General features: G+C 59.6%; 19 protein-coding genes. 11 read left to right on the top strand and 8 right to left on the bottom strand.

The window, feature by feature from the left end; genetic code table 11:
- Positions 1–7 precede the first annotated feature (7 nt).
- Positions 8–1192 carry a thiolase family protein gene (locus tag CAF63_RS03945; RefSeq protein WP_085683494.1) on the top strand — a complete coding sequence of 395 codons (1185 nt, stop codon included), beginning with the start codon at positions 8–10 and terminating at the stop codon, positions 1190–1192.
- Between the two features lie 129 nt (positions 1193–1321).
- Here the strand turns inward: CAF63_RS03945 and CAF63_RS03940 are convergent, their stop codons facing one another.
- Positions 1322–1516: a DUF6316 family protein gene (locus CAF63_RS03940; RefSeq protein WP_085683493.1), complete on the bottom strand. Its 195-nt coding sequence runs from the start codon at positions 1514–1516 to the stop codon at positions 1322–1324.
- Between the two features lie 213 nt (positions 1517–1729).
- Here CAF63_RS03940 and CAF63_RS03935 point away from each other — a divergent pair, with 213 nt between their 5' ends.
- Entirely contained in the window at positions 1730–2689 is a 960-nt protein-coding gene (locus CAF63_RS03935; protein WP_085683492.1) for a DMT family transporter, read from the top strand.
- Between the two features lie 124 nt (positions 2690–2813).
- Here CAF63_RS03935 and CAF63_RS03930 read toward each other — a convergent pair whose 3' ends face one another.
- The gene (locus tag CAF63_RS03930; RefSeq protein WP_085683491.1) at positions 2814–4208 is read right to left on the bottom strand and encodes a class II fumarate hydratase; all 1395 of its coding nucleotides are present in this window, start codon (positions 4206–4208) and stop codon (positions 2814–2816) included.
- Between the two features lie 193 nt (positions 4209–4401).
- On the opposite strand from CAF63_RS03930, the gene CAF63_RS03925 reads away from it, so the two are divergent.
- The 5 genes from CAF63_RS03925 (at position 4402) to CAF63_RS03905 (ending at position 8748) form a co-directional block, all read left to right on the top strand.
- Positions 4402–4920: a DUF2059 domain-containing protein gene (locus CAF63_RS03925; protein WP_085683490.1), complete on the top strand. Its 519-nt coding sequence runs from the start codon at positions 4402–4404 to the stop codon at positions 4918–4920.
- Between the two features lie 12 nt (positions 4921–4932).
- On the top strand, positions 4933–5232 hold the full coding sequence (locus CAF63_RS03920; RefSeq protein ID WP_007950896.1) for a BolA family transcriptional regulator: 300 nt from the start codon (positions 4933–4935) through the stop codon (positions 5230–5232).
- A 117-nt stretch (positions 5233–5349) separates the two neighbouring features.
- Positions 5350–6300 carry a rhodanese-related sulfurtransferase gene (locus CAF63_RS03915; protein ID WP_085683489.1) on the top strand — a complete coding sequence of 317 codons (951 nt, stop codon included), beginning with the start codon at positions 5350–5352 and terminating at the stop codon, positions 6298–6300.
- A 35-nt stretch (positions 6301–6335) separates the two neighbouring features.
- Positions 6336–6938: a DsbA family protein gene (locus CAF63_RS03910; RefSeq protein WP_178081263.1), complete on the top strand. Its 603-nt coding sequence runs from the start codon at positions 6336–6338 to the stop codon at positions 6936–6938.
- Positions 6931–8748 (top strand): ABC transporter ATP-binding protein, encoded by a 1818-nt coding sequence (locus CAF63_RS03905; protein WP_085683487.1) that lies wholly within the window; start codon positions 6931–6933, stop codon positions 8746–8748. Before CAF63_RS03910 ends, CAF63_RS03905 begins: the two co-directional genes overlap by 8 nt.
- Before the next feature lies 1 nt (position 8749).
- Here CAF63_RS03905 and CAF63_RS03900 read toward each other — a convergent pair whose 3' ends face one another.
- Positions 8750–12883 carry a hypothetical protein gene (locus CAF63_RS03900; RefSeq protein WP_085683486.1) on the bottom strand — a complete coding sequence of 1378 codons (4134 nt, stop codon included), beginning with the start codon at positions 12881–12883 and terminating at the stop codon, positions 8750–8752.
- Positions 12884–13093: 210 nt separating this feature from the next.
- Here CAF63_RS03900 and CAF63_RS03895 point away from each other — a divergent pair, with 210 nt between their 5' ends.
- A complete protein-coding gene (locus CAF63_RS03895) occupies positions 13094–15556 on the top strand; it encodes an EAL domain-containing protein (protein ID WP_085683485.1) in 2463 nt (820 codons plus the stop codon).
- Between the two features lie 46 nt (positions 15557–15602).
- Positions 15603–16397, top strand: coding sequence for a TenA family transcriptional regulator (locus CAF63_RS03890; protein ID WP_085683484.1), 795 nt, complete (start codon positions 15603–15605; stop codon positions 16395–16397).
- A 62-nt stretch (positions 16398–16459) separates the two neighbouring features.
- Here the strand turns inward: CAF63_RS03890 and CAF63_RS03885 are convergent, their stop codons facing one another.
- The 5 genes from CAF63_RS03885 to CAF63_RS03865 form a co-directional block, all read right to left on the bottom strand.
- Positions 16460–17386: a GGDEF domain-containing protein gene (locus CAF63_RS03885; protein ID WP_085683483.1), complete on the bottom strand. Its 927-nt coding sequence runs from the start codon at positions 17384–17386 to the stop codon at positions 16460–16462.
- Positions 17387–17748: 362 nt separating this feature from the next.
- Positions 17749–18489: a YciK family oxidoreductase gene (locus tag CAF63_RS03880; protein ID WP_085683482.1), complete on the bottom strand. Its 741-nt coding sequence runs from the start codon at positions 18487–18489 to the stop codon at positions 17749–17751.
- 80 nt (positions 18490–18569) lie between these two features.
- A complete protein-coding gene (gene mupP, locus CAF63_RS03875; RefSeq protein WP_074688036.1) occupies positions 18570–19241 on the bottom strand; it encodes an N-acetylmuramic acid 6-phosphate phosphatase MupP in 672 nt (223 codons plus the stop codon).
- 4 nt (positions 19242–19245) lie between these two features.
- Positions 19246–19944 (bottom strand): bifunctional 2-polyprenyl-6-hydroxyphenol methylase/3-demethylubiquinol 3-O-methyltransferase UbiG, encoded by a 699-nt coding sequence (gene ubiG, locus CAF63_RS03870; RefSeq protein WP_085683481.1) that lies wholly within the window; start codon positions 19942–19944, stop codon positions 19246–19248.
- A 57-nt stretch (positions 19945–20001) separates the two neighbouring features.
- The gene (locus CAF63_RS03865; RefSeq protein WP_085683480.1) at positions 20002–21336 is read right to left on the bottom strand and encodes a TRZ/ATZ family hydrolase; all 1335 of its coding nucleotides are present in this window, start codon (positions 21334–21336) and stop codon (positions 20002–20004) included.
- Between the two features lie 108 nt (positions 21337–21444).
- Between CAF63_RS03865 and mtnA the strand changes: the two genes are divergently transcribed.
- Positions 21445–22521, top strand: coding sequence for an S-methyl-5-thioribose-1-phosphate isomerase (gene mtnA, locus CAF63_RS03860; protein ID WP_011335374.1), 1077 nt, complete (start codon positions 21445–21447; stop codon positions 22519–22521).
- Between the two features lie 424 nt (positions 22522–22945).
- Entirely contained in the window at positions 22946–25729 is a 2784-nt protein-coding gene (gene gyrA / locus CAF63_RS03855) for a DNA gyrase subunit A (RefSeq protein WP_085683479.1), read from the top strand.
- The last annotated feature ends 40 nt before the right edge of the window (positions 25730–25769 follow it).

Genomic DNA, 25769 nt, shown 5'->3' with positions numbered 1-25769 from the left:
GTATGCCATGCGTGAAGTGGTGATCGTCGACAGCGTACGGACCGGCCTGGCCAAGTCCTTTCGCGGCAAGTTCAACCAGACCCGTCCCGATGACATGGCGGCCCATTGCGTCAATGCGTTGCTCTCGCGCAACGACATCGACCCGGCGAGCGTCGAGGACTGCATCGTCGGTGCCGGCTCCAACGAAGGCGCCCAGGGCTACAACATCGGCCGTAACGTGGCGGTGCTCTCGCAACTGGGCACTGGCACGGCGGGCATGACCCTTAACCGCTTCTGCTCTTCGGGCTTGCAGGCGATTGCGATCGCCGCCAACCAGATCGCTTCGGGTTGCAGCGACATCATCGTCGCCGGCGGCGTCGAGTCGATCAGTCTGACCCTGAAAAGCGTCAATACCGATCACCTGATCAACCCGTTGCTCAAGCAGCAGACCCCCGGCATCTACTACACCATGGGCCAGACCGCCGAAGTGGTGGCGCGTCGTTATGGCGTCAGCCGCGAGGCGCAGGATCGCTACTCGCTGCAAAGTCAGATCCGCACCGCCCAGGCGCAGGCAGCCGGCCTGTTCAACGATGAAATCGTGCCAATGGCGGTGAAGTACCGCGTTGAAGACAAGAACAGCGGTGAAGTGCAGATTCTCGATGGCATTGTCGGTCGCGACGACTGCAACCGCCCGGACACCACCTATGAAAGCCTCGCCGGATTGAAACCGGTGTTTGCCGAGGACGGTTCGGTGACTGCCGGCAACTCGTCGCAGTTGTCCGATGGCGCTTCGATGACGCTGGTGATGAGCCTGGAGAAAGCCCTGCAACTGGGGCTCAAACCGAAGGCGTTTTTCCGTGGGTTCACCGTGGCCGGGTGCGAGCCCGACGAAATGGGCATAGGCCCGGTGTTTTCGGTGCCGAAACTGCTCAAGGCCAGAGGCTTGCAGGTGGCAGATATCGATCTGTGGGAACTGAACGAAGCGTTCGCCTCGCAGTGCCTGTATGCCCGTGACCGACTGGAAATCGATAACGAGAAGTACAACGTCAACGGCGGCTCGATTTCCATCGGTCACCCGTTCGGCATGACCGGGTCACGGCAGGTCGGGCATCTGGTGCGCGAGTTGCAGCGGCGCAATCTGCGTTACGGGATCGTGACTATGTGTGTGGGCGGCGGGATGGGCGCGACCGGGTTGTTTGAAGCGGTGCGCTAAGTCCGGGAATTTGTTTTGCTCTCTCGATAGCTTTCGCGAGCAAGCTCGCTCCCACAGTTGACCCTATTCTTATTGAAGGAATGTGATCGAATGTGGGAGCGAGCTTGCTCGCGAATGGGGCGACCGGATCTACCTGCCGGAATCCAGCAACTGCATCCGAGCGATGTACGCGCGGATTTCCTGCTCGGCTTTCTCGGGGCTGTCGAACGGCCCTTCGAGGGTGTTTTCCCGGGTGCTGAAATAAAGTTCACCGTTGACCCGGCACACGCGGTCGCTGCGAAAGTGCGTGGCGGGGGCGGTGTCCTGGGCGCGCATGCCTAACATGACGGGTCTCCTTGGTGAGTGATGTCCCGGGCTGGATCCAATGAGCTTATGCCTGAACCACTTACCTTGCCCGGCCAGCCGATCAACGGCCCATCGTCAACTTTCTGCTGCGACCTGCACAGTTTCATTTGCGGCTTGAGCGCAACTGTCCCTGTGTCGGGCCGGTCTTCGCGCCTAGAATGAGCGCTCCTGTCTCTGGCGCTTGGGGTTCTCATGCACGTTTCATCGGGTCGTTGGGTGTACGGCATGTTCCTGGCGTTGTTGACGGCGTTTCTGTGGGGAATCCTGCCGATCAAGCTCAAGCAGGTGCTGGTGGTGATGGACCCGGTCACGGTGACCTGGTTTCGTCTGCTGGTGTCCGGCGGCTGTCTGTTCATTTATCTGGCGGCGACCAGGCGGTTGCCGAGTCGCAAGGTGCTCGGGCCGAAGGGCGGTTGGTTGGTGCTGATGGCCGTGCTCGGACTGGTGGGCAACTACGTGTTGTATCTGATGGGCCTGAACCTGCTCAGCCCAGGCACCGCGCAACTGGTGGTTCAGATGGGGCCGATCATGTTGCTGATCGCCAGTCTGTTCGTGTTCAAGGAACGCTTCAGTATCGGCCAGGGCATTGGCCTGGCGGTGCTGCTGATCGGCTTCACGCTGTTCTTCAATCAGCGTCTGGCGGAGTTGCTCACGTCTTTATCTGATTACACCGCTGGTGTGTTACTGGTGCTGTTGGCGTCGACCGTCTGGACCTTCTATGCGCTTGGGCAGAAGCAATTACTGACGGTTTGGAATTCGCTGCAGGTGATGATGGTGATCTACCTGTTCTGCGCCATGTTGCTGACGCCTTGGGTGCATCCGCTTGAGGCACTGTCACTGAGCCCGTTACAGGGCTGGCTGCTGCTGGCGTGTTGCATGAACACCCTGATCGCCTACGGCGCATTTGCCGAGGCGCTGGCGCATTGGGAAGCTTCTCGGGTCAGCGCAACGCTGGCGATCACGCCGTTGGTGACGTTCGGTGCGGTGGCCGTGGCGGCGGGGGTGTGGCCCGAGTATGTGCATGCCGAGCAGATCAATCTGCTGGGGTATGGCGGGGCGGTGCTGGTGGTGCTTGGGTCGGCGCTGGTGGCGCTGGGGCCTTCGCTGATTGCCGGGCTCAAGGCCCGGCGGATGAAGATGGCCGCCAGTTAAACCGCGTCAACCTCATTCGCGAGCAAGCTCGCTCCCACATTAAACCGCACTCCTGACAGGGGGAATGCGGTCAGCTGTGGGAGCGAGCTTGCTCGCGAAGACTGACTTAAAGACGCTGAAGATCTCAGCCCTTGGCACCGGCCTCAATCATATTTTCCGGCCGTACCCAGGCATCGAACTCCTCATCGGTCAGATAACCCAATTCCAACGCCGCTTCGCGCAGGGTCTTGCCTTCGCTGTAAGCCTTCTTGGCGATTTCCGCCGACTTGTCGTAGCCGATGTGCGGGTTCAGCGCCGTCACCAGCATCAGCCCGCGCTCCAGATGTTTCGCCATGACTTCGGCATCCGGTTCAAGCCCGGCGATGCAGTGCTGCTGGAAGTTGCTGCAACCGTCGGCCAGCAGGCGGATCGATTGCAGCAGGTTGTGGATGATCACCGGTTTGAACACGTTCAGTTGCAGATGACCCTGGCTGGCGGCAAAACCGATTGCCACGTCGTTGCCCAGCACCTGACAGGCGAGCATCGACAACGCTTCACACTGGGTCGGGTTGACCTTGCCGGGCATGATCGAACTGCCTGGTTCGTTGGCCGGCAGGCGAACTTCGGCAAACCCTGCGCGAGGGCCGGAACCCAGCAGGCGCAGGTCGTTAGCGATTTTCATCAGCGCCACGGCGAGGGTTTTCAGGGCACCGGACAACGTGGTCAGCGGCTCATGGCCGGCGAGGGCGGCGAACTTGTTCGGCGCGGTGACGAACGGCAGACCGGACAACGCCGCCAGTTCAGCGGCAATCGCTTCGCCGAACCCATGGGGCGAGTTGAGCCCGGTGCCGACAGCGGTGCCGCCCTGTGCCAGCTCGCAGACTGCCGGCAGGGCCGCGCGGATCGCCCGTTCGGCGTAATCCAGCTGCGCTATGAAGCCGGAGAGTTCCTGGCCGAAAGTGATCGGCGTGGCGTCCATCATGTGGGTGCGACCGGTTTTGACCAGCTTCATGTGCCGCGCCGACAGCTCGGCCAGACCACCCGACAGCTCGGCGATGGCCGGCAGCAATTGAGTCTGCACCGCTTGCGCGGTGGCGATGCTCATGGCGGTGGGGAAGCAGTCGTTGGAGCTCTGTGAGCGGTTGACGTGATCGTTGGGGTGCACTGGCGTCTTGCCGCCGCGCGGGTTGCCGGCCAGTTCGTTGGCGCGACCGGCGATCACTTCGTTGGCGTTCATGTTGCTTTGGGTGCCGCTGCCGGTCTGCCAGACCACCAGCGGGAACTGGTCGTCGTGCTGACCGTCGAGCACTTCGTCGGCGGCCTGTTCGATCAGGCGGGCGATGTCGGCGGGCAGGTCGCCGTTGCGGTCGTTGACCCGGGCCGCGGCTTTCTTGATCAGGGCCAGGGCGTGCAGGACCGGCAATGGCATGCGTTCCTGGCCGATGGCGAAGTTGATCAGCGAGCGTTGCGTCTGAGCGCCCCAGTATGCGTCGTCCGGGACTTCGATCTGGCCCAGGCTGTCGGTTTCGATACGGCTCATCGTGCACACTCCTGTTGGTCTGTTTGCGCAGTTTAGGCCGGTGTCGGCCCGGGTGGTTCCCTCCATTCGATTGTTGACCGGCAAATCCCCGCCAATCAAGCGCGGCAAGGGCCGGGGGTTGAGCCGCAGCGTTATTCAGGCGCAGAATGGTCGCCCTTGGGGTTTTACCTCGCCTAGCTGAAAAGGAAACTCGATGACTCGTCTTCGTGCCATCTGCACCGCGGTTGCCCTGGTTTGCGCCAGCGGCCAGGTGTTTGCCGATACCGCCAGCCACAACGCCAGTGCCGAAGCTTTCCTGACTCTGGCACACGCTGACAAGCTGGGCACTCCGGTGTACATGCAGGTACAGCAGATGTTCGCCCAGCGTTTTGAACAGACCAAGGCGCCGGAATCCAAGAAAGCCGTACTGGATACCTACCAGGCCAAGGCCAACGCCGCTCTGGACCAGGCCATTGGCTGGAACAAGCTGAAGCCGGACATGGTCAAGCTCTACACCAGCAACTTCAGCGAATCCGAGCTCAAAGACCTGGTCGCGTTCTACCAGTCGCCACTGGGCAAGAAAGTCCTGGAAAAAATGCCCCAACTGACCCAGCAATCGGCCCAGATGACCCAGGCCAAGCTGGAAAGCGCCGTACCGGTGGTCAACAAGCTGCTGGACGACATGACCAATGAGCTGGCACCGAAAGGCGCTGCTCCGGCCAAGAAGAAGTAAGCGGAGTTCGTGATGACCATGCAACAACGCATCGAATCGACGCTGGCACTGCTTCAGCCTGAGCATCTGCAAGTGCTGGACGAAAGCCACATGCACAGTCGCGGGTTGCAGACCCACTTCAAGGCAGTGGTGGTCAGTGCGCAGTTCGAAGGCCTGAACCGGGTCAAGCGCCACCAGAAAGTCTACGGCACGCTCGGCGAGCTGATGGGCGAGTTCCATGCGTTGGCGCTGCACACCTACACCCCGCAGGAATGGGCAGAGACCGGCGTCGCTCCGGCGTCGCCGACCTGTGCCGGCGGCAGCAAGCATTGAGCCTTGCAGCAATGAACTGAGGTTTTTTGCTAGAATCCGCAACGCGCCGCTTACCCGGCGCGTTTTTTTTCGCATCCGGTTCACCCTTTACGAGGGTAGCCACCTGGAGAAATACCCATGACACAACCGATTGTCGTGGCGGCACTGTACAAGTTCGTCACCCTCGAAGATTACGTCAACCTGCGCGAGCCCCTGCTGCAAGCGATGGTCGACAACGGCATCAAAGGCACCCTGCTGATCGCCGAAGAAGGCATCAACGGCACGGTTTCCGGCAGCCGCGAAGGCATCGACGGCCTGCTGGCCTGGCTGCGCAACGATCCGCGCATGGTCGATATCGACCACAAGGAATCGTATTGCGACGAGCAGCCGTTCTACCGCACCAAGGTCAAGCTCAAGAAAGAGATCGTGACCCTGGGCGTCGAAGGCGTCGACCCGAACAAGAAGGTCGGTACCTATGTCGAACCGCGGGACTGGAACGCGCTGATCAGCGACCCGGAAGTGCTGCTGATCGACACCCGCAACGATTACGAAGTCTCGATCGGCACCTTCGAAGGCGCCATCGATCCGAAAACCACCAGTTTTCGCGAATTCCCCGACTACATCAAAGAACACTTCGATCCGGCCGTGCACAAGAAGGTCGCGATGTTCTGCACCGGCGGCATTCGCTGCGAAAAAGCCTCGAGCTACATGCTGGGCGAAGGCTTCGAAGAGGTTTACCACCTCAAGGGCGGCATCCTGAAGTACCTCGAAGAGGTGCCGCAGGAAGAAACCAAATGGCAGGGCGACTGCTTCGTCTTTGATAACCGTGTGACCGTGCGCCATGACCTGAGCGAAGGCGACTACGATCAGTGCCACGCCTGCCGCACGCCGGTCAGCGTTGAGGATCGCGCTTCCGAGCATTACGTGGCCGGCATCAGCTGCCCGCACTGCTGGGACACCCTGAGCGAGAAGACTCGCCGTAGCGCCATCGACCGCCAGAAGCAGATCGAACTGGCAAAAGCGCGCAACATGCCGCACCCGATCGGCTACAACTATAAGCAAGATAAGCAAGCATCCACCGAGGCTTAATCATGTCTGCACGCCTGCTCTATGTGATGGATCCGATGTGTTCGTGGTGCTGGGGATTTGCCCCGGTGGCCAAGGCATTGGTGGAGCAGGCGCAGGCAGCCGGGGTGGAACTGCACCTGGTGGTCGGCGGATTGCGCACCGGCAGTGGTTCGGCGCTGGAGCCGACCACCCGGCGCTACATTCTCGAACACTGGCAGGCGGTCACCGAGGCCACCGGTCAGCCGTTCAAATTCGAAGGCGCGTTGCCGGACGGCTTTGTCTATGACACCGAACCTGCCTGCCGCGCCATCGTCACTGCGCGCAGCCTGGCGCCGGACTGTGCGTGGAAACTGGTCGGGTTGATCCAGCACGCGTTTTACGCCGAAGGTCGCGATGTCACCCAGGCCAGCGTTCTGGTGGAGCTGGCAGAGAAAGCCGGCGTCCCGCGCATCGAATTTGCTGCCCTGTTTGATCATGCCGATCAGCACAAGGCAACCCAGGCCGACTTCAGTTGGGTTCAGGATCTTGGCATCGCCGGATTCCCGACCCTGCTCGCCGAACGCAACGGCCAACTGGCGTTGCTGACCAACGGCTACCAGCCGCTCAGTGAATTGTCACCGTTGCTCGGTCGATGGCTGGAGCGCGCGGCCTGTGTCTGACCCGGCCGATGACACGTCAGCCGTCAAGCGTGTCGACCGGCTGAGCTGGGCTGAAGTCCGGCGACTGGCACTCCATCACAAAAAATCCCTGTGGATCGCCAACGGCGTGGCCGTACTGGCGACGCTGTGCAGCGTGCCGATTCCGTTGCTGCTGCCCTTGCTGGTGGACGAAGTCCTGCTCGGCCACGGCGATGCCGCGCTGAAAGTCATGAACCATGTGCTGCCTTCGATGTGGCAGCAAGCGGCGGGCAACATCGGCCTGATGCTGGTGGTGACGCTGACCCTGCGCTGTAGCGCCCTGTGTTTTGGCGTGTTGCAGGCGCGGTTGTTTGCGCGGTTGGCCAAGGACATCGTTTATCGCATTCGCGTGCGGCTGATCGAGCGTCTGAAACGGATTTCCCTCGGCGAATACGAAAGCCTGGGCAGCGGCACGGTCACCACGCACCTGGTCACCGACCTCGACACCCTCGACAAGTTTGTCGGCGAAACCCTCAGCCGTTTCCTCGTAGCGATGCTGACCCTGGTCGGCACCGCCAGCATCCTGATGTGGATGCACTGGAAACTGGCGCTGCTGATCCTGCTGTTCAACCCGCTGGTGATCTACGCCACCGTCCAGTTGGGCAAGCGGGTCAAACACCTGAAGAAACTGGAAAACGACAGCACCTCGCGCTTCACCCAGGCGCTGAGCGAAACCCTCGATGCGATCCAGGAAGTGCGCGCCGGCAACCGGCAGGGCTTCTTCCTCGGACGCCTCGGCCTGCGGGCTCAGGAAGTGCGCAACTATGCGGTCAACTCGCAGTGGAAGACCGACGCCTCGAACCGCGCCAGTGGTCTGCTGTTCCAGTTCGGCATCGACATTTTCCGCGCGGCGGCCATGTTGACGGTGTTGTTCTCCGACCTGTCGATCGGCCAGATGCTCGCGGTGTTCAGCTACCTGTGGTTCATGATCGGCCCGGTCGAACAACTGCTGAATCTGCAATACGCCTATTACGCGGCAGGCGGTGCGTTGTCTCGGATCAACGAACTGCTGGCCCGCGCCGACGAGCCGCAATACCCCGGCGGCGTCGACCCGTTCAAGGGCCGCGATACTGTCGGGATTCAGGTGCAAGGTCTGAGCTTCGGTTACGGCGACGAACTGGTGCTGGATCAGTTGAATCTGTCCATCGCCCCCGGCGAGAAAGTGGCGATCGTTGGCGCCAGCGGCGGTGGCAAAAGTACCCTCGTGCAATTGCTGCTGGGCCTGTACACACCGCTGGCCGGGACGATCCGTTTCGGTGGATCGACCCAGCAGGAAATCGGCCTGGAAACGGTTCGGGAAAACGTCGCGGTGGTGCTGCAACATCCGGCACTGTTCAACGACACCGTCCGCGCCAACTTGACCATGGGCCGGACCCGCAGCGACGAAGCCTGCTGGCAGGCACTGGAAATCGCCCAGCTCGAGCCCACCATCCGCGCCTTGCCGGACGGGCTGGACAGCATCGTCGGCCGCTCCGGCGTGCGGCTGTCCGGTGGCCAGCGGCAACGGTTGGCGATTGCACGGATGATCCTCGCCGAACCGAAAGTGGTGATCCTCGACGAAGCCACCTCGGCCCTCGACGCCGCCACCGAATACAACCTGCACCAGGCCATGGCGCGGTTTCTCAATGGCCGCACCACGCTGATCATCGCCCACCGCCTGTCAGCGGTGAAGCAGGCAGACCGGGTGCTGGTGTTCGACGGTGGGCAGGTAGCGGAGGACGGCGACCATCAGCAACTGATTGCCGATGGCGGTTTGTACGCCAAGCTGTATGGGCATTTGCAGCGGATGTAGGTCATTTCCATAGAACCTGCAACGCATCGGCTTCCCCTCTATGACCAAATTCCTTCATGACCAGTGAGCACGATTCGCAGGGTGGCATCGTGGTAGCGACGTCCACCGATTTCAGTTCAAGTGGATCGGTGTATTTCTCGCGAATCACGCGTATCAGCTTGCTTTCACTGTCCAGGGAGGTTGGTCGGGTAGCCAGTGCCGGTGTGTAGGTATCGATGTTCTTGATGGTCAGTGGGACTGCAACCAGGCGCCCTTTATCGGTCAACTCCAGGTTCGTCTTCCCGACAGTCAGGCTGAAGTCGACGTTGACGTACGTCGTGTCGCCGATCCGTACATGATTGCCGCCCAGGTGCCGAAACAGGGGCAGGTGTTTGGTTGTGCCATGAGCGCCGGAAACACTCACGTAAACTTCTCGCACGCCATTGGCAGTGATGACTTCGGCATAGGCAATGTTGCGAGCATTGTCTGTACGGTCAAATCGGCTCAGCAGGTGTTGCAGTTTTTGCATTGTGTCATTGATGCGCAGCGACGCATTGTCAAGGTTTGGCGTGGTCGTCGGTGACAGAAACAGAGTGTCGAAAATTTCCGCCGTTCGCTGCCGCAAAGCCTCTGGGGCGTCGTTGCTCCGTACCCAGGTTGTGGCACCTTCGGCGCGCTTCGCTACGATCATTCGCGTCGTGTGGTCGAACATCAGTGCTTCACCGGGGCTGGTGTCCACTTTCAGCCATTTCATGCCGGCAGGCGGATTGGAATTCGTGCCGAGCGGAATCGCGATGTCATCCATGGTTCTCAAGGCGCGCTCAACCTCTGGAGCCGTGTGGATCCGTGCCGTGTTGTTGGCATTGAGCGACCCGGTATAAACCGTCTTCAGTTCCTCCGTCAGTTCTGTAGGCAGGGTTTGCGCCTTGCGTAAAACCAGAGGATCGGAAAGAGCCTGTCCGGGCAAGCGTTCGGTGACGTAAAAATCCCCGGCGTTCAGGCGGGTGAATACATAGTGCTTGGAGTCATCTTTCGCGGGAACGATGATCGCTCCGACTTCAAGCGTATCGAACTTTTTTGAGCGATCGTAGGGCAGGCGAACCTTGAGGCGCGCGTAGATTCCCTTTTGAAACTCCAATGATGCATTGAGTTGCTTGTAGGTCTTGATGGCGCTTGTCAGCAATGGCTGCGATGAGATGGCCGGTGTGTAAATGGTATCGCCGAACCATGGCGCCCATCCCTTGCTTGTGTCCTGACTGTTCGGGGCAGGCGTCGGTGCTGGAGTCCGGATGACATAACTCGTTCTGCATACATCGCTGCTCGGTGTTCGTCGCGCCCGGCAAGGTATGGATTTGAACATCGACTTTTCATCGATCAGGTTCGCGCGGCGCAGGTGATCGCCGTCCAGACGATAGGGAATGTCATCGATCAGCAGGGTGGTGCGCCCGTCGATTTCGAGCATTTCACGGAGGCTGGCCTGTTCCGGGATTTCAGCGCGCGCATGAAGTTTGCCGGGGAGGAGCGTGGTGAAGCTGGATCGACCTGGTATGAGTTGCTTTCGATGGTTGAACAGGCGCGGACCGTAGGGAAGGGAGGTCACCGGGTCGACGAGGTGGAGCCGCTTCAGGTTCGTCGGACTCGTGTGGCGTACCGGCACATCATCGATACCTCTGACGGATGCCAGTTGATCTCCTCGTGTCAGCGCTTTCCAGCTCCCCGGATCGATGGTCTGCGGCAAGTTGTTGACCAGTCGGTAGCCGTCTGCATGACCCGCCAGCTGTTTCACTCCGCCTATAGTCAGACGCCCCACCCCGAGCAGCCTTCGGCCAACACCGCTGACTGTCGCCTTGAGCAGCGTTGGAATGCCGCTCAACGGGTTCAGATTGCTCACCGTCGCCGTCAGGAGCTTGCGAGTCAGCGTCGTAAAGGTAGGCAGACTCGCTTTGACGGCGATGCGTGTAACAGTGTTTACCGCTCTGATCAGGCGTACCGTCCCCGAGATAAATTTCCCGATGGGAAAGAGGAATGAAGCCAGATCCAGCAAGAGACCGCCTGCACCCATGACCCTTTTGGTGGTGTCGTCTGACAGGAGATCTTCAATGCTGCCCCAGAAGGGTACGAATCCTTTGACGATGGCATTGAAGGCGTTCAGCCGTTGCTCGGTTTTTGCCCGGTTGGCATCAAAAACGGTTTCGCCACGGGCCTGGATACGCAAATGTTCTTCATCAACGTAGAGGTATTTGCGGGCAATGAATTCGGCCAGCGTTTCAAGCCGGGAGGGCGTAGGGTCGGAGTCATGGGTGGCTGCAGCCGCGGGCATTTTCCCCTTCGAATCGAGAAACCCTATGAACGACCGTCGCTCTTTAGGGGATATACCGTGCAAGTGAGCCGACCAGTCGAGCAGCAGACTGGTGTCCAGATCCTTTTCAGGGTCATAGGTTTGTCCAGGGATCGAGGCGTGCAAAGGGAACTCGGTGCGTTCGCCCCCGGCGTACGAGAACCGCAGACCGGTTCGGCGCCGAATGACCCCGGCACTTGGAATGACTTCGTAGTAATTGATGTCGTCGCCGTTGGTAACTTGTAAGACAAACCCCTTTCTCGCCCGGGTATGTTCGAACCTGTTGTCGTTTCTGGCTTTCTGACGGAGACCGAGCAGGTTGATTGCACCTGTTTCAAACGTTCGACGTTCGGTCAGTGGCAAGGTGTTCAACAGACTCAGAATCAAGGTCTGATAGGCCGGTCTGATGGTTGCGAGATGGCGCGTGAATTCGGTTTCAAATCGAGCATTGATGTCCGGCAGAAACTTGCCCGACCAACTTTTATGATCCCGCTCATAACCCCCCCCTTCCGTCTCGCGCTCTGCACAGAGGTTTCTCTGGTCATCAAGTCTTAGCGATGTAGTGGAGCGCGTCTTGCCATCGGACATGGATACGGTCCACCTTCTTCCACCATCAAGTTGCCCGTCTGCATAAATATCCAGGAAGTCGTGGCCCTGGAGTTTCAAGTCAGGTGTGGATTTGAATCCGCTGTAGACAGGTGTTGCATCCAGCAACGTGCGGCCATCTCGCTCGAACGTATAACCTTTGAACAAGTCACTCATGACCTGTCCGGCCATGTGCAATCTTTCAGGTGGCCGAAGTTCAAGAGACTGCACCGCCTTGTTCAGGCTCTCACTGTGATTCTCCAGTGCCGCCAATGCCCGTTTGATGTCCTCTTCGTTGTAATCGGATGCCGCTCGTGGCTGAACGATACCCATGCAGACTGCCCAATCGAGCGCCGGGCTCAATCTCAGTCGCGTAATTTTTTCAAGCTCCTCGGTCGAAGCATTGACGCTGCGCTCCAAAGGCAAGTTGACTAGCTGTTGAAAGGAAAGTGGTTGCGCTCGATCGAGGCCGAGTTCGTCAGCCAGCAGCACGCCATGCATGAAATTGACCCACACCACCGAACTCTTGTAGCGAAGATCGGGCGGGACATCAGCGACCTGGAAGTCTTTCGACAGCCGGGTCTGGTAGATGTGTGCCAGTATGATCGACTCATTGGTCGTGGCGACTCGTTTGGTTTGCAGCAGGTGCCGGGCGAAATCATCGCGCAGGGTCTGGTAGCTTTTGCCCCAATGCACCGGGTCTTGCCAACTGAAACCAGCGAGTTCCTGAGATTCAACCGATGACGGGGCGTGCAGGTAAAGGCAGATAGCCTTGTTCAGCAATTGGTTACGTACTGAAGCAGGCGTTTGTTCTCCCGGGAGCGCGCCGTACCACTTGAGGGCCTTCAGCAGCCGGTCTGCCAAGTCCCGTGCCGGTGCCGATTCCAGAATCTGCTGAAGAAATACCGAAGGTGTCGCGCGCACTTCTTCAGCGCTGGCAGGAAACAGTGCCTCGGCACCCAGGCGACGAATCAGCAGGAGGCTGCCGGACATGAAGCTTTTTACGGTGGCCGTGATTTGCGCATTAATGAGTTTTGCCTTGTAGGTTTCCAGGGTATCGGTGGGGGCGGCACCGGGAGACGCACGGCGCAAGGCATTGAAGCGTTTCCGGTCCTTGGCTGTGGGCTGTACGAAACCCTCTATATCCGGGTCGCTGTCGAGCCCCAATGCCTGGCCGGCACGCAGCTCTCTGACGGCTGAGGTCTCGGTTGCATCAGTAATAGTCTCTGTCACGTCGCACTCCTTCGCACGGGTTCCTGTTACGGAAATGGGAGTGCGCAGTAAAAAGATCCGAAGCCTTGTGTTGGCGGTACATATCTATGCGCGGCACTTGTGCTGCACTGAGGCTGATCCGCCGCTTGCCGGAACCGGGATCGCCTCCTAGTCTTGGGGGGATGCTCACAAAGAGAAGGGCGATCAGGCAGAGCTCATGCAAGGAACCCCATGAAGCAAAAGCGGACTCTCGGAACGCCTCGGTTGTTGGGTATCGTCTGGCCATTCATCGCGGTCGTGTTGTTTCAGGCCTTGCTGGGGGGCGTGAGTCTTTACGTCCTGTCGGCCGTTCGCGGTTATGTGGCAGGCGAAAGTCTGTGGTCCAAGGGCCAGAAAGACGCCATCTATTACCTCAACCTGTACGCGGACAGTCGTGACGAGGCGATTTACCTCAAATATCAGAAGGCGATTGCCGTGCCTCAAGGCGGTCATCAGTTGCGTCTGGCATTGGACAAGCAACCGCCCGACCTGCAAGCAGCGCGCGAGGGCATCCTCAAGGGCGGCAACCATCCGGACGATGTCTCCAGCCTGATCTGGCTTTATCTGAATTTTCGGCACTTCAGTTATCTGGAAACCGCCATCGACCGCTGGACGCTGGGTGACGCGTATCTGGTGGAACTCGATGACGTGGCGCAGGAGATGCATCGGCGTATCACCACCAATGCTGCTACGGATGCCGATATCCGGCGCTGGAAGGAGCGGATTTTTGCAATCAATGATGGCGTGAGTCCGGCTGCCCGGGCTTTCAGTGATGCCTTGGGCGAAGGCTCGCGGGTGATCCTGCGTCTGTTGCTGTTCACCAATCTCGCCACGGCGATGGGCCTGATCGTGCTGGCGCTGCTGCGCACCCGCAAACTACTCAAGCAGCGGCATGCTTTCGCCGAGGCCCTGCAACTGGAAAAGGACCGGGCCCACGTTACCCTGCATTCGATTGGCGACGGGGTGATTACCACGGATGTAAACGGGGCCATCGACTACATGAACCCTGCCGCCGAGGCGCTGACTCACTGGAAAGCCGAGCAGGCCTCCGGTCTGCCGCTGGCGGCTTTGTTCAATCTGCTCGACGACAACGCCCAGACCGAGGGGCTGACCTTGATCGAGCATATTCTCAGCGGTCAGCTCAGTGGCAGCAGCGAGCATTCGAAGCTGATTCAGAGGCTCGATGGCAGTACCGTGTCAGTGACGCTGGTCGGCGCACCCATCCGTAATGCGGGCAAGGTCAGTGGCGCGGTGCTGGTGTTGCATGACATGACTCAGGAGCGGCAATACATCGCCAATCTGTCCTGGCAGGCCACCCACGATGCGTTGACCGGTCTGGCCAACCGTCGCGAGTTCGAATATCGCCTCGAACAGGCCATCCATAACTTGACGCGGCAACCTGCGCGGCATGCATTGATGTTTCTCGATCTCGATCAGTTCAAACTCGTCAACGACACCTGTGGGCACGCGGCCGGCGATGAATTGCTGCGGCATATCTGTGCGCTGCTGCAATCGGGCTTGCGTGAGGGTGATACGCTGGCGCGGCTGGGGGGCGACGAATTCGGCATTCTGTTGGAAAACTGTGCGCCAGAGGCGGCCGAAAAGATCGCCGAGAGCCTGCGCCAGACCGTGCAGAACCTGCACTTTGTCTGGAAAGGGCGGCCATTCCTGACCACCGTCAGCATAGGTCTGGTGCATGTCACCCAAAATCCGACGACTCTCGAAGCCTCTCTGCGCGCTGCCGACATGGCCTGCTACATGGCCAAGGAGAAAGGACGCAATCGGGTCCAGGTCTACCATGCCGATGACTCGGAACTGTCTCTGCGTTTTGGCGAGATGGCTTGGGTACAGCGTCTGCACCTGGCCCTGGAGGAAAACCGGTTTTGTCTGTACGCCCAGGAAATAGCCCCGCTGGGTTCTGTACCTGCGGGCACTCGCGGGCATATAGAGATTCTGCTGCGTCTGCATGACGAGGCCGGCAGGATGATTCTGCCGGACAGTTTCATTCCCGCGGCGGAACGTTACGGTTTGATGACCTCGCTGGATCGCTGGGTAGTGCAAAACGTATTCAAGGTTATTGCCCAATGCATTAATGAACAGTGCGAACGTCCGCTTGCAATGTGTGCGATTAATCTTTCAGGCATTACTATCGGAGATGACGCGTTCTTGCACTTTCTGCGGGAACAGTTTGATAACTATTCCATACCGCCTGAAATGATTTGTTTTGAAATTACAGAAACCAGTGCCATTGCAAATCTCGGCAGTGCAATCCGATTTATTAATGAACTCAAAGGCTTGGGTTGTTATTTTTCTCTTGATGACTTTTGCGCCGGAATGTCTTCATTCGCTTATTTGAAACATTTGCCTGTAGACTTCCTGAAGATCGACGGGAGTTTCGTAAAGGATATGCTGGACGACCCGATTAACCGCGCTATGGTCGAAGTGATCAATCACATCGGGCATGTCATGGGTAAGCAGACAATTGCCGAGTTTGTCGAAACAGCGCAGATCGAGCAGGCATTGCTTGAGATCGGTGTGGATTACGCTCAGGGTTATGTCATTGAACGCCCGCAGTTGTTTACCTGTGACAGTTTGCAAAGTCGCCCCGCCAGACCTCAGCCGTTGTTATTTAAGGCGCCTGGCACGTTCCGTTGAAGTCTCTTGCCGATCCGCACAATCACAAATCAAAAGGAGCCGAACAGTGATCGACACATTCAACCGAACCGGACCACTCATGGAAGCTGCAAGTTATCCCGCCTGGGCGCAACAGTTGATCCAGGATTGCAGCGAGAGCAAACGCCGGGTTGTCGAACATGAACTTTATCTGCGCATGCGTGATAACAAACTCAGCGCCAAAACCATGCGCCAGTACCTGATCGGGGGCTGGCCCGTCGTTGAGCAATTCGCGTTGTACATGGCGCAGAATCTCACCAAGACCAAATTTGCCCGTCATCCGGGGGAGGACATGGCGCGGCGCTGGCTGATGCGCAACATTCGCGTGGAACTCAACCACGCCGATTACTGGGTGCACTGGAGTCGGGCCCATGGTGTGAGTCTCGAAGACCTTCAGGCACAGCAAGTGCCACCGGAACTGCATGCCCTGAGTCATTGGTGCTGGCATACCAGTTCGGCGGATTCGCTGATCGTGGCCATCGCCGCCACCAACTATGCCATCGAGGGTGCGACCGGGGAGTGGTCGGCGCAGGTCTGTTCGACGGGGGTCTATGCCGCCGCCTTCCCTGAAGAAGATCGCAAACGGGCCATGAAGTGGCTGAAGATGCATGCCCAATACGATGATGCCCATCCTTGGGAAGCGCTGGAAATCATCTGCACCCTGGCCGGGATGAACCCGACAAGGGCGTTGCAGGCAGAGCTGCGTCAGGCCATTTGCAAGAGCTATGACTACATGTACCTGTTTCTGGAGCGCTGCATGCAGCTTGAGCTGTCGGAGCGGGTGATGGTCGGGCGTGAACGTCGGGCGCTGGTCGAGAGCTAGTTTCGGCGACATCAATAAAAAAACGGGAGCCTTGGCTCCCGTTTTTTGTTGGCGGCGAATATCTAGCCCGCCATGGTCAGGCGATTACGCCCCTCGCGTTTGGCCACATACAGTGCGCTGTCGGCGCGTCGCAGCAAACTGTCGGCAGACTCGCCAGGCAACAGGGTCGAGCAGCCGAGACTCACGGTCAGCTCGATCAATTGATTATTGGCGTAGTAATCCTGGGCCTGCGCCGCCTGACGCAGGCGCTCACCGACCATCGCAGCCGCATCGCGACTGGTGTTGGACAGCAGGATCAGAAACTCTTCCCCGCCATAACGGAACACCATGTCTACGTTACGCAACTGGCCCTTGATCGATGCAGCCACAGCCTTGAGCACGTCGTCGCCGGCGCTATGACCATGGAGGTCGTTGACCTGTTTGAAATGGTCGATATCCAGCATAAGCAACGACAAAGGTTGCAGGTGGCGGCGTGACATCTCGATTTCGCGGTGCAGCGTCTGCTCCATGGCAATGCGGTTGCCGGCACCGGTCAGTGGATCACGCAGCGCGCTTTGCGTGGCTCCGCGGTACAGCAGCGCATTGCGCATCGGGTACAGCAGGGCCGACAGCAATGATTCGAGATTCCCCAGCTCCTGTTCGCTGAAGCGCTGGTTGCGACGAAATACCAGCTCACCCATGTGCTCGCCTTCGTGGCTGAGGCTGTAGCTGGCCGAGTGGTGCCCACGGGCACCGAACTCTAGGCGCAAGTCGCTGCCACTGTGCACATAGGTCAAGGCGTCCAGCGGTACCAGACGCTGAACTTCGCGGAAAAACAGACCGAGGATACGTTGAGGCTCAAGGCTGGTTTGCAGTTGCAGGCTCATTTGCTGGCGCAATTGCGCCAGGCTGACAGGTCGCGCCAGGAGAGGCGGCTGCTGACCAAAGCCCAGGCGTTGCAATTTGGCACTGTCGAAGTCAATTGCAGTGGTCTGGGAGGGTGATTTCATATGGCGTGAGCCCCTAAGCAGTAAGTCTGTCTTACAGGCTGGGTGAGAGCGGCTATGGGCTGCGCGTCATACTGATCCATCAGTCCCGTAGGACATTTGGTACAAGTTTAGTCTGCCCGATGACGATTAGTCAGCTATCGAATCAGGCCTTGCCCGACTGCCTTCACTCGGCGTGCTTTGAGGAAATGTAGAGCGAAAGTCGTGCCATACGGTTCATATTTTATTAAAACCGTTTTGAATCAATAGTTTGAGATATTGATGGAAAGAGGGGTGATGGTTATTTGACTTGATTTGCCGTGCTCAAAGCGGCAATTGCATGCCGCGACGGGATTCCGCCACGGCAACAAATGCGACGTATGGCATTACTGGGCGTTGAAGGCCTGGCCATTGATACCGGTGCTGTCCGGGCCCATCAGGTACAGATAGACCGGCATGATCTCCTCCGGTGTCGGATTGTTCAGAGGGTTTTCACCCGGGTAAGCCTGGGCGCGCATGCTGGTGCGGGTGGCGCCCGGGTTGATGCTGTTGGCGCGTACCGGCGCCACGCCGTCGACTTCATCGGCCAGGGTTTGCATCAAACCCTCGGTGGCAAACTTGGACACGCCATAGGCGCCCCAGTAGGCACGGCCCTTGCGCCCGACGCTGCTGGAAGTGAACACCACCGAAGCGTCCTGCGACAGTTTGAGCAACGGCAGCAGGGTGCTGGTCAGCATGAACATCGCGTTGACGTTGACCTGCATGACGCGCATGAAGTTTTCACCGGACAACTGCTCGATCGGCGTGCGCGGACCAATGATTGAAGCGTTGTGCAGCAGGCCGTCGAGGTGGCCGAACTCGGTCTCGATCATCGCCGCCAGTTCATCGTATTGATGGGGCAGGGCGGTTTCGAGGTTGAACGGGATCACGGCCGGCTGCGGATGCCCGGCCGCTTCGATCTCGTCATAGACTTCGGTCAGGTTGGCTTCGGTCTTGCCCAGCAGCAGCACGGTCGCGCCGTGGGCGGCGTAGGTCTTGGCGGCAGCCGCGCCGATGCCGCGACCGGCACCGGTGACCAGAATGACCCGATCCTTGAGCAATTCGGGGCGAGCGGAGTAATCAAACATAAGAAACCTCTAATCCATTAACTTCTGATCGTTCCCGCGTCTTGCGCGGGAATGCAGCAATGGTCGCTTTGCAGCACCACTCAGCAACTGCACAGCGCATTGTCGAGTACCTTGCGCAGCTCCAGCGGATGATCCACCACCACGTCCGCGCCCCAGTGCCGAGGGTTGTCGTCCGGGTGAATGTAGCCATAGGTCACGGCAGCGGTTTTGGTGCCGGCGTCACGACCGGATTCGATATCGCGCAGATCATCGCCGATAAACAGAACGGTCGACGGATCCAGATCAAGCATCTTGCAGGCAAGGGTCAGCATCTCGGGATCCGGTTTGCTGTTCTTTACGTGATCCGGGCAGATCAGCAGCGCCGAGCGCTCGGCCAGCCCCAGTTGCTGCATGATCGGCTCGGCGAAGCGCAGCGGCTTGTTGGTGACCACGCCCCAGACCAGATTGGCTTTCTCGATATCGGCCAGCAATTCGCCCATGCCGTCGAACAGCTTGCTGTGCACGGCGCAACCGACGAGGTAGCGCTCGAGAAACTCCAGGCGCAATTCCTCGAAGCCCGGCGACTCCGGGTCCATCGAGAACGTCACCGCGACCATGGCCTTGGCGCCGCCGGAGATTTCATCGCGAATGTGTTTGTCGTTCATTGGCGGCAAGCCACGATCCGCGCGCATCGCCTGGCAGATAGCAATGAAATCCGGCGCGGTGTCGAGCAGCGTGCCGTCCATGTCAAAAAGGACTGCTCTGATAGCCATCGGCTTATTCCTCGCGCAGGGTCTGGATCATGTAGTTGACGTCAACATCCGCCGCCAGCTTGTAGTGCTTGGTCAGCGGGTTGTAAGTCAGACCGATGATGTCCTTGACGGTCAGACCAGCCATGCGGCTCCAGGCGCCCAGCTCGGACGGGCGGATGAATTTCTTGAAGTCGTGGGTGCCGCGCGGCAGCAGCTTCATGATGTATTCGGCGCCGACGATGGCGAACAGGTACGCCTTCGGGTTGCGGTTGATGGTGGAGAAGAACACCTGGCCGCCGGGCTTGACCATGCGGAAGCAGGCGCGGATCACCGAGGATGGATCCGGTACGTGCTCGAGCATTTCCAGGCAGGTGACGACGTCGAACTGCTCGGGCATTTCTTCGGCCAGGGCTTCGGCGGTGATCTGGCGGTACTCGACGTTCACGCCGGATTCCAGCTGATGCAGTTGCGCGACCGCCAGTGGCGCCTCGCCCATGTCGATGCCGGTCACGGTCGCGCCGCGCTGGGCCATGGCTTCGCTGAGGATGCCGCCGCCGCAACCGACGTCCAGAACCTTCCTGCCAGCCAGGTTGACGCGCTCGTCAATCCAGTTGACCCGCAGCGGGTTGATGTCGTGCAGCGGTTTGAACTCGCTTTCGCGGTCCCACCAGCGATGGGCCAGGGCTTCGAATTTGGCGATTTCGGCGTGGTCGACGTTGCTCATGATTCAATCCTCTAAAACTTGAAAAAGGCTGTAGCCCCGGAGTTTGCCCCGGAGTGTTTACGATTCGGTGTGGTCGCTGATGCGTCGGCCCCAGGCCCGGGCGGTTTCGCCGAGGTGTTGTTCGTCCAGTCGGGTCAGGCGGCGGTCGTCGAGCAACTGCTTGCCGGCAACCCAAAGGTGTTTCACGCAGTCGCGACCGGTGGCGTATATAAGCTGCGAGACCGGGTCATAAACCGGTTGTTGCGCGAGGCCGGACAGGTCGAATGCGACGATGTCTGCGGCCTTGCCGATTTCCAGCGAGCCGGTCTCGGCTTCGATCCCCAATGCTCGCGCGCCGTTCAACGTGGCCATGCGCAGCGCCCGATGAGCGTCCAGCGCGGTGGCCGAGCCAGCGACGGCTTTGGCCAGTAGTGCCGCTGTGCGGGTTTCACCCAGCAGGTCCAGGTCGTTGTTGCTCGCTGCGCCATCGGTGCCGACCGCGACGTTGACCCCGGCCTGCCACAGGCGCTCCACCGGGCAGAAGCCGCTGGCCAGTTTCAGGTTCGACTCCGGGCAATGGATCACGCTGGTGTTGCTTTCTACCAGCAACGCCAGGTCGTCATCGCTGATCTGGGTCATGTGCACGGCCTGGAAGCGCGGGCCTAGCAGGCCGAGGCGACCGAGGCGAGCCAGCGGGCGTTCGCCGCGCTGTTCGACGGCTTGCTGTACTTCGAAAGCCGTCTCGTGGACGTGCATGTGAATCGAAGCGTCCAGCTCTTCGGCGATCACGCGGATTTTTTCCAGGTTCTCATCACCAACGGTGTAGGGTGCATGAGGGCCGAAAGTGATCTTGATGCGTTCGTGATGTTTGAGGTCGCCGAACAGTTCGACGCCCTGACGAATGGCTTCATCGGCGCTGGCGGCGCCCGGAATCGGGAAGTCGAGGATTGGAATTGCGATCTGTGCGCGGATTCCGCTGTTGTGCACGCGCTCGCTGGCAACCTTCGGGAAGAAGTACATGTCCGAGAAACAGGTGATTCCACCTTTTATCTGCTCGGCGATGGCCAGATCGGTGCCGTCACGCACAAAATCTTCATCGACCCATTTGCCCTCGGCCGGCCAGATGTGGTTTTCCAGCCAGGTCATCAGCGGCAGATCGTCGGCCAGGCCGCGGAACAGAGTCATGGCGGCATGGCCATGAGCATTGATCAGGCCGGGGCTGAGCAGAACGTCCGGCAGTTCGCGGACTTCGGTGGCGTTACACTTCAAGGCTTCGGCGCGCGGGCCGATGAACACGATGCGGCCGTCGCGGATGCCCAGGCCATGCTCCTTGAGCACAACGCCAGCGGGTTCGACGGGTACCAGCCAGGTCGGCAGCAATAATAAGTCGAGCGCAATGGCAGGTTTCGGCATCGAGGGTCGGTTCCAGTGCTTTTGTAAAGGATGGCGAAGTATACCCGAGCGTCTTCGCGGGGGGATCGCTATAATCGGCGGCTTTTGTTCATGAGTGCGGGGTGAGGGATGCGCGATCGACTGTTGGCTGCGGAGAAAGTAAAGGCCATCGATTGGCGTGATGGCGCGCTCCACCTGCTGGATCAGCGCGTTTTGCCGTTCGAGGAAAACTGGATCGCCTACACCAGCGCCGCCGGCGTGGCAGAGGCAATTCGCTCGATGGTGGTGCGCGGTGCGCCGGCCATCGGCATCAGTGCCGCCTACGGCATCGTGTTGGCGGCCCGTGCCCGGATCGCCGAAGGCGGCGACTGGTACGCGGCTTTGGAAGAGGATTTCATGCTGCTGGCCGATTCCCGTCCGACCGCGGTCAACCTGTTCTGGGCGTTGAACCGCATGCACGATCGGCTGGACCGTTTGAAGGAAAACGCCGATCCGCTGGCGGCGCTGGAAGCCGAAGCTATCGCCATTCATGAAAGCGATCGCGAAGCCAACCTGACCATGGCCCAGCTCGGCGTTGATCTGATCCGCAAACATCAGGGCAATGCCCAGGCGATTCTGACCCACTGCAACACTGGCGCCCTGGCCACCGGAGGTTTCGGTACGGCGCTCGGGGTGATTCGCGCGGCGTTCATCGAGGGCATGGTCGAGCGTGTCTACGCCGACGAAACACGGCCGTGGCTGCAAGGCTCGCGACTGACCGCGTGGGAGCTGGCCAACGAAGGCATCCCGGTGACTCTGAACGCTGACTCTGCCGCTGCGCACATCATGAAAACCAAAGGCGTGACCTGGGTGATCGTCGGCGCCGACCGGATCACAGCCAATGGCGACGTGGCCAACAAGATCGGCACCTATCAACTGGCGGTCAACGCCATGCACCATGGCGTGCGTTTCATGGTGGTGGCACCGAGCTCGACCATCGACATGAATCTGGCCAGCGGTGATGACATCCCGATCGAAGAGCGCGACGGCGCCGAGTTGCTGGAGGTTGGCGGCAAGCGCGTCGGGGCCGACGTTGAAGCGTTCAATCCGGTGTTTGACGTGACCCCGGCGGATCTGATCGATGCGATCGTCACCGAAAAAGGCATCGTCGAACGGCCGGATACCGCGAAGATGGCGCAGTTGATGTGCCGCAAGCGCTTGCATTGATTGGCTTGATCTCTGCGGTGTCTCCATCGCGAGCAGGCTCGCTCCCACAGGTTTTGTGATCGCCACAGGATCTTGTGGGAGCGAGCTTGCTCGCGATGGGGCCTTGAAAGTCAATAAACATCCGCAATTTCGTCCCGGAATTTGCATTCAGGGAAGCTCTGAGCCTCTCTCGTCCCCGTTAAGCCTGTCATCGGTCATCTAACTATGCTCCATGCGCATCTGGGGGATAGGTGCGTGGCGGCTCTTGTGATAATATCCGGCGTTTTCCGAGGCAGTCCCACGGGGTTGTCTTCACTGCGCAAATCCAGGGTCAACTTGTCGATTTGTCGTAAGTCGGCGCATGGCACTCGGCCTGCGTCGACGAGCTTCGTGCGTCCCCTATGGATATGGCGAAGTTTCACCAGAAAAAGGAATCAGGCTTCTCATGGGCGAACTGGCCAAAGAAATCCTCCCGGTCAATATCGAAGACGAGCTGAAACAGTCCTATCTCGATTACGCGATGAGCGTGATCGTCGGCCGTGCACTGCCGGATGCGCGCGATGGCTTGAAGCCCGTGCACCGTCGCGTGCTGTTCGCGATGAGCGAGCTGGGCAACGACTTCAACAAGCCGTACAAGAAATCTGCCCGTGTCGTCGGTGACGTGATCGGTAAGTATCACCCGCACGGTGATACCGCGGTGTACGACACCATCGTTCGTATGGCGCAGCCTTTCTCGCTGCGCTACCTGCTGGTGGACGGTCAGGGCAACTTCGGTTCGGTGGACGGCGACAACGCCGCGGCCATGCGATACACCGAAGTGCGCATGACCAAGCTGGCGCACGAGCTGCTGGCCGACCTGCACAAGGAAACCGTGGACTGGGTGCCGAACTATGACGGCACCGAACTGATCCCGGCGGTCATGCCGACCCGCGTTCCGAACCTGCTGGTCAACGGTTCCAGCGGTATCGCCGTGGGCATGGCGACCAACATTCCGCCGCACAACCTCGGTGAAGTCATCGACGGTTGCCTGGCGCTCATCGACAACCCCGAGCTGACCGTCGATGAACTGATGCAATACATCCCCGGTCCGGACTTCCCGACTGCCGCGATCATCAACGGTCGCGCCGGCATCATAGAAGCCTACCGCACCGGCCGTGGCCGCATTTACATGCGTGCCCGTTCGATCATTGAAGACATCGACAAGGTCGGTGGTCGTCAGCAGATCGTCATCACCGAACTCCCTTACCAGTTGAACAAGGCGCGTCTGATCGAGAAGATCGCCGAGCTGGTAAAAGAGAAGAAACTCGAAGGCATCACCGAACTGCGCGACGAGTCCGACAAGGACGGCATGCGCGTCGTGATCGAACTGCGTCGCGGCGAAGTGCCTGAGGTGATCCTCAACAATCTCTACGCCCAGACCCAGCTGCAATCGGTATTCGGCATCAACATCGTGGCGCTGATCGACGGCCGTCCGCGGATCCTCAACCTCAAGGATCTGCTGGAAGCCTTCGTCCGTCACCGTCGCGAAGTCGTTACTCGCCGTACCGTGTTCGAACTGCGCAAAGCGCGCGAGCGTGGTCACATTCTCGAAGGTCAGGCCGTTGCCCTGTCGAACATCGACCCGGTCATTGCCCTGATCAAGGCTTCGCCGACCCCGTCGGAAGCCAAGGAAGCGCTGGTCAGTACGCCGTGGGAGTCCTCTGCTGTAGTCGCGATGGTCGAGCGTGCCGGTGCCGATTCGTGCCGTCCGGAAAACCTCGACCCACAATACGGTCTGCGCGACGGCAAGTACTTCCTGTCGCCGGAACAGGCACAAGCCATTCTGGAACTGCGTCTGCATCGCCTGACCGGTCTGGAACACGAAAAGCTGCTGGCCGAGTATCAAGAAATCCTCAACCAGATCGGCGAGCTGATCCGCATCCTCAACAGCGCCACGCGCCTGATGGAAGTGATCCGCGAAGAGCTGGAAGTGATCCGCGCCGAATACGGCGACGTGCGCCGCACCGAGATCCTCGATGCACGCCTCGACCTGACCCTGGGCGACATGATCCCGGAAGAAGAGCGCGTCGTGACCATTTCCCACGGCGGTTATGCCAAGACCCAGCCGCTGGCTGCGTACCAGGCCCAGCGTCGTGGTGGTAAAGGCAAGTCGGCGACTGGCGTGAAGGATGAGGACTACATCGCTCACCTGCTGGTCGCCAACAGCCACACCACGCTGCTGCTGTTCTCCAGCAAGGGCAAGGTGTACTGGCTCAAGACCTACGAGATTCCGGAAGCGTCCCGCGCCGCCCGTGGCCGTCCGCTGGTCAACCTGCTGCCGCTGGATGACGGTGAATACATCACCACCATGCTGCCGGTCGATCTCGAAGCCATGAAACGTCAGGCTGATGAAGAAGAAGCCGAAGGCGCCGACGCTGATGTAGAAGACATTGAAAACAGCAACGAAACCGAAGAAGAGCGCCGCGCGCGCATCAAGGCTGCCGACCGCAAGAAGGCACCGTTCATCTTCATGTCGACCGCCAACGGTACCGTCAAGAAGACCCCGCTGGTGGCCTTCAGCCGTCAGCGCAGCGTCGGTCTGATCGCGCTGGAGCTGGACGAAGGCGACATCCTGATCTCCGCTGCCATCACCGATGGCGAGCAGGAAATCATGCTGTTCTCCGACGGCGGCAAGGTGACGCGCTTCAAGGAATCCGAAGTTCGCGCCATGGGTCGTACCGCTCGCGGTGTGCGTGGCATGCGTCTGCCGGAAGGGCAGAAGCTGATTTCCATGCTGATCCCGGAAGAGGGCAGCCAGATCCTGACAGCTTCCGAGCGCGGTTACGGCAAGCGTACGGCGATCACCGAGTTCCCTGAATACAAGCGTGGCGGTCAGGGCGTTATCGCCATGGTCAGCAACGAGCGTAACGGCCGTCTGGTCGGTGCGGTTCAGGTGCAGGATGGCGAGGAGATCATGCTGATTTCCGACCAGGGCACGCTGGTGCGTACCCGTGTCGACGAAGTTTCCAGTCTGGGTCGTAACACCCAGGGCGTGACCCTGATCAAGCTGGCCAAGGATGAAACCCTGGTCGGTCTGGAGCGGGTTCAGGAGCCGTCGGAAGTCGAGGGTGAGGAGTTTGAAGGTGAAGAAGGTGTCGAACTGGAAGAGGGCGTGATCGGCGCCGAACCGGACGATGCGGTCGACAACCTGCAGGCGGACGCCGCAGACGAAGAAGAGTCGCAAGACTAACCAAATCGTAGCAGGGCAGAGTGTTTGCTCTGTCCGCTAC

It is taken from the genome of Pseudomonas sp. B20(2017), assembly GCF_002113125.1.
GTDB lineage: Bacteria > Pseudomonadota > Gammaproteobacteria > Pseudomonadales > Pseudomonadaceae > Aquipseudomonas.
The sequence above is the reverse complement of the archived record's forward strand: the minus strand, read 5'-3'. Positions and strand labels throughout refer to the sequence as shown.

Coding starts and splice junctions, on each gene's coding strand:
- CAF63_RS03895 (WP_085683485.1), top strand. CDS start 13,094: ATGAAGCAAAAGCGGACTCTCGGAACGCCTCGGTTGTTGGGTATCGTC.
- CAF63_RS03940 (WP_085683493.1), bottom strand. CDS start 1,516: ATGTTAGGCATGCGCGCCCAGGACACCGCCCCCGCCACGCACTTTCGC.
- CAF63_RS03910 (WP_178081263.1), top strand. CDS start 6,336: ATGTGTTCGTGGTGCTGGGGATTTGCCCCGGTGGCCAAGGCATTGGTG.
- CAF63_RS03920 (WP_007950896.1), top strand. CDS start 4,933: ATGACCATGCAACAACGCATCGAATCGACGCTGGCACTGCTTCAGCCT.
- mtnA (WP_011335374.1), top strand. CDS start 21,445: ATGCGCGATCGACTGTTGGCTGCGGAGAAAGTAAAGGCCATCGATTGG.
- ubiG (WP_085683481.1), bottom strand. CDS start 19,944: ATGAGCAACGTCGACCACGCCGAAATCGCCAAATTCGAAGCCCTGGCC.
- CAF63_RS03880 (WP_085683482.1), bottom strand. CDS start 18,489: ATGTTTGATTACTCCGCTCGCCCCGAATTGCTCAAGGATCGGGTCATT.
- CAF63_RS03930 (WP_085683491.1), bottom strand. CDS start 4,208: ATGAGCCGTATCGAAACCGACAGCCTGGGCCAGATCGAAGTCCCGGAC.
- CAF63_RS03915 (WP_085683489.1), top strand. CDS start 5,350: ATGACACAACCGATTGTCGTGGCGGCACTGTACAAGTTCGTCACCCTC.
- gyrA (WP_085683479.1), top strand. CDS start 22,946: ATGGGCGAACTGGCCAAAGAAATCCTCCCGGTCAATATCGAAGACGAG.
- CAF63_RS03935 (WP_085683492.1), top strand. CDS start 1,730: ATGCACGTTTCATCGGGTCGTTGGGTGTACGGCATGTTCCTGGCGTTG.
- CAF63_RS03865 (WP_085683480.1), bottom strand. CDS start 21,336: ATGCCGAAACCTGCCATTGCGCTCGACTTATTATTGCTGCCGACCTGG.
- CAF63_RS03885 (WP_085683483.1), bottom strand. CDS start 17,386: ATGAAATCACCCTCCCAGACCACTGCAATTGACTTCGACAGTGCCAAA.
- CAF63_RS03945 (WP_085683494.1), top strand. CDS start 8: ATGCGTGAAGTGGTGATCGTCGACAGCGTACGGACCGGCCTGGCCAAG.
- CAF63_RS03925 (WP_085683490.1), top strand. CDS start 4,402: ATGACTCGTCTTCGTGCCATCTGCACCGCGGTTGCCCTGGTTTGCGCC.
- mupP (WP_074688036.1), bottom strand. CDS start 19,241: ATGGCTATCAGAGCAGTCCTTTTTGACATGGACGGCACGCTGCTCGAC.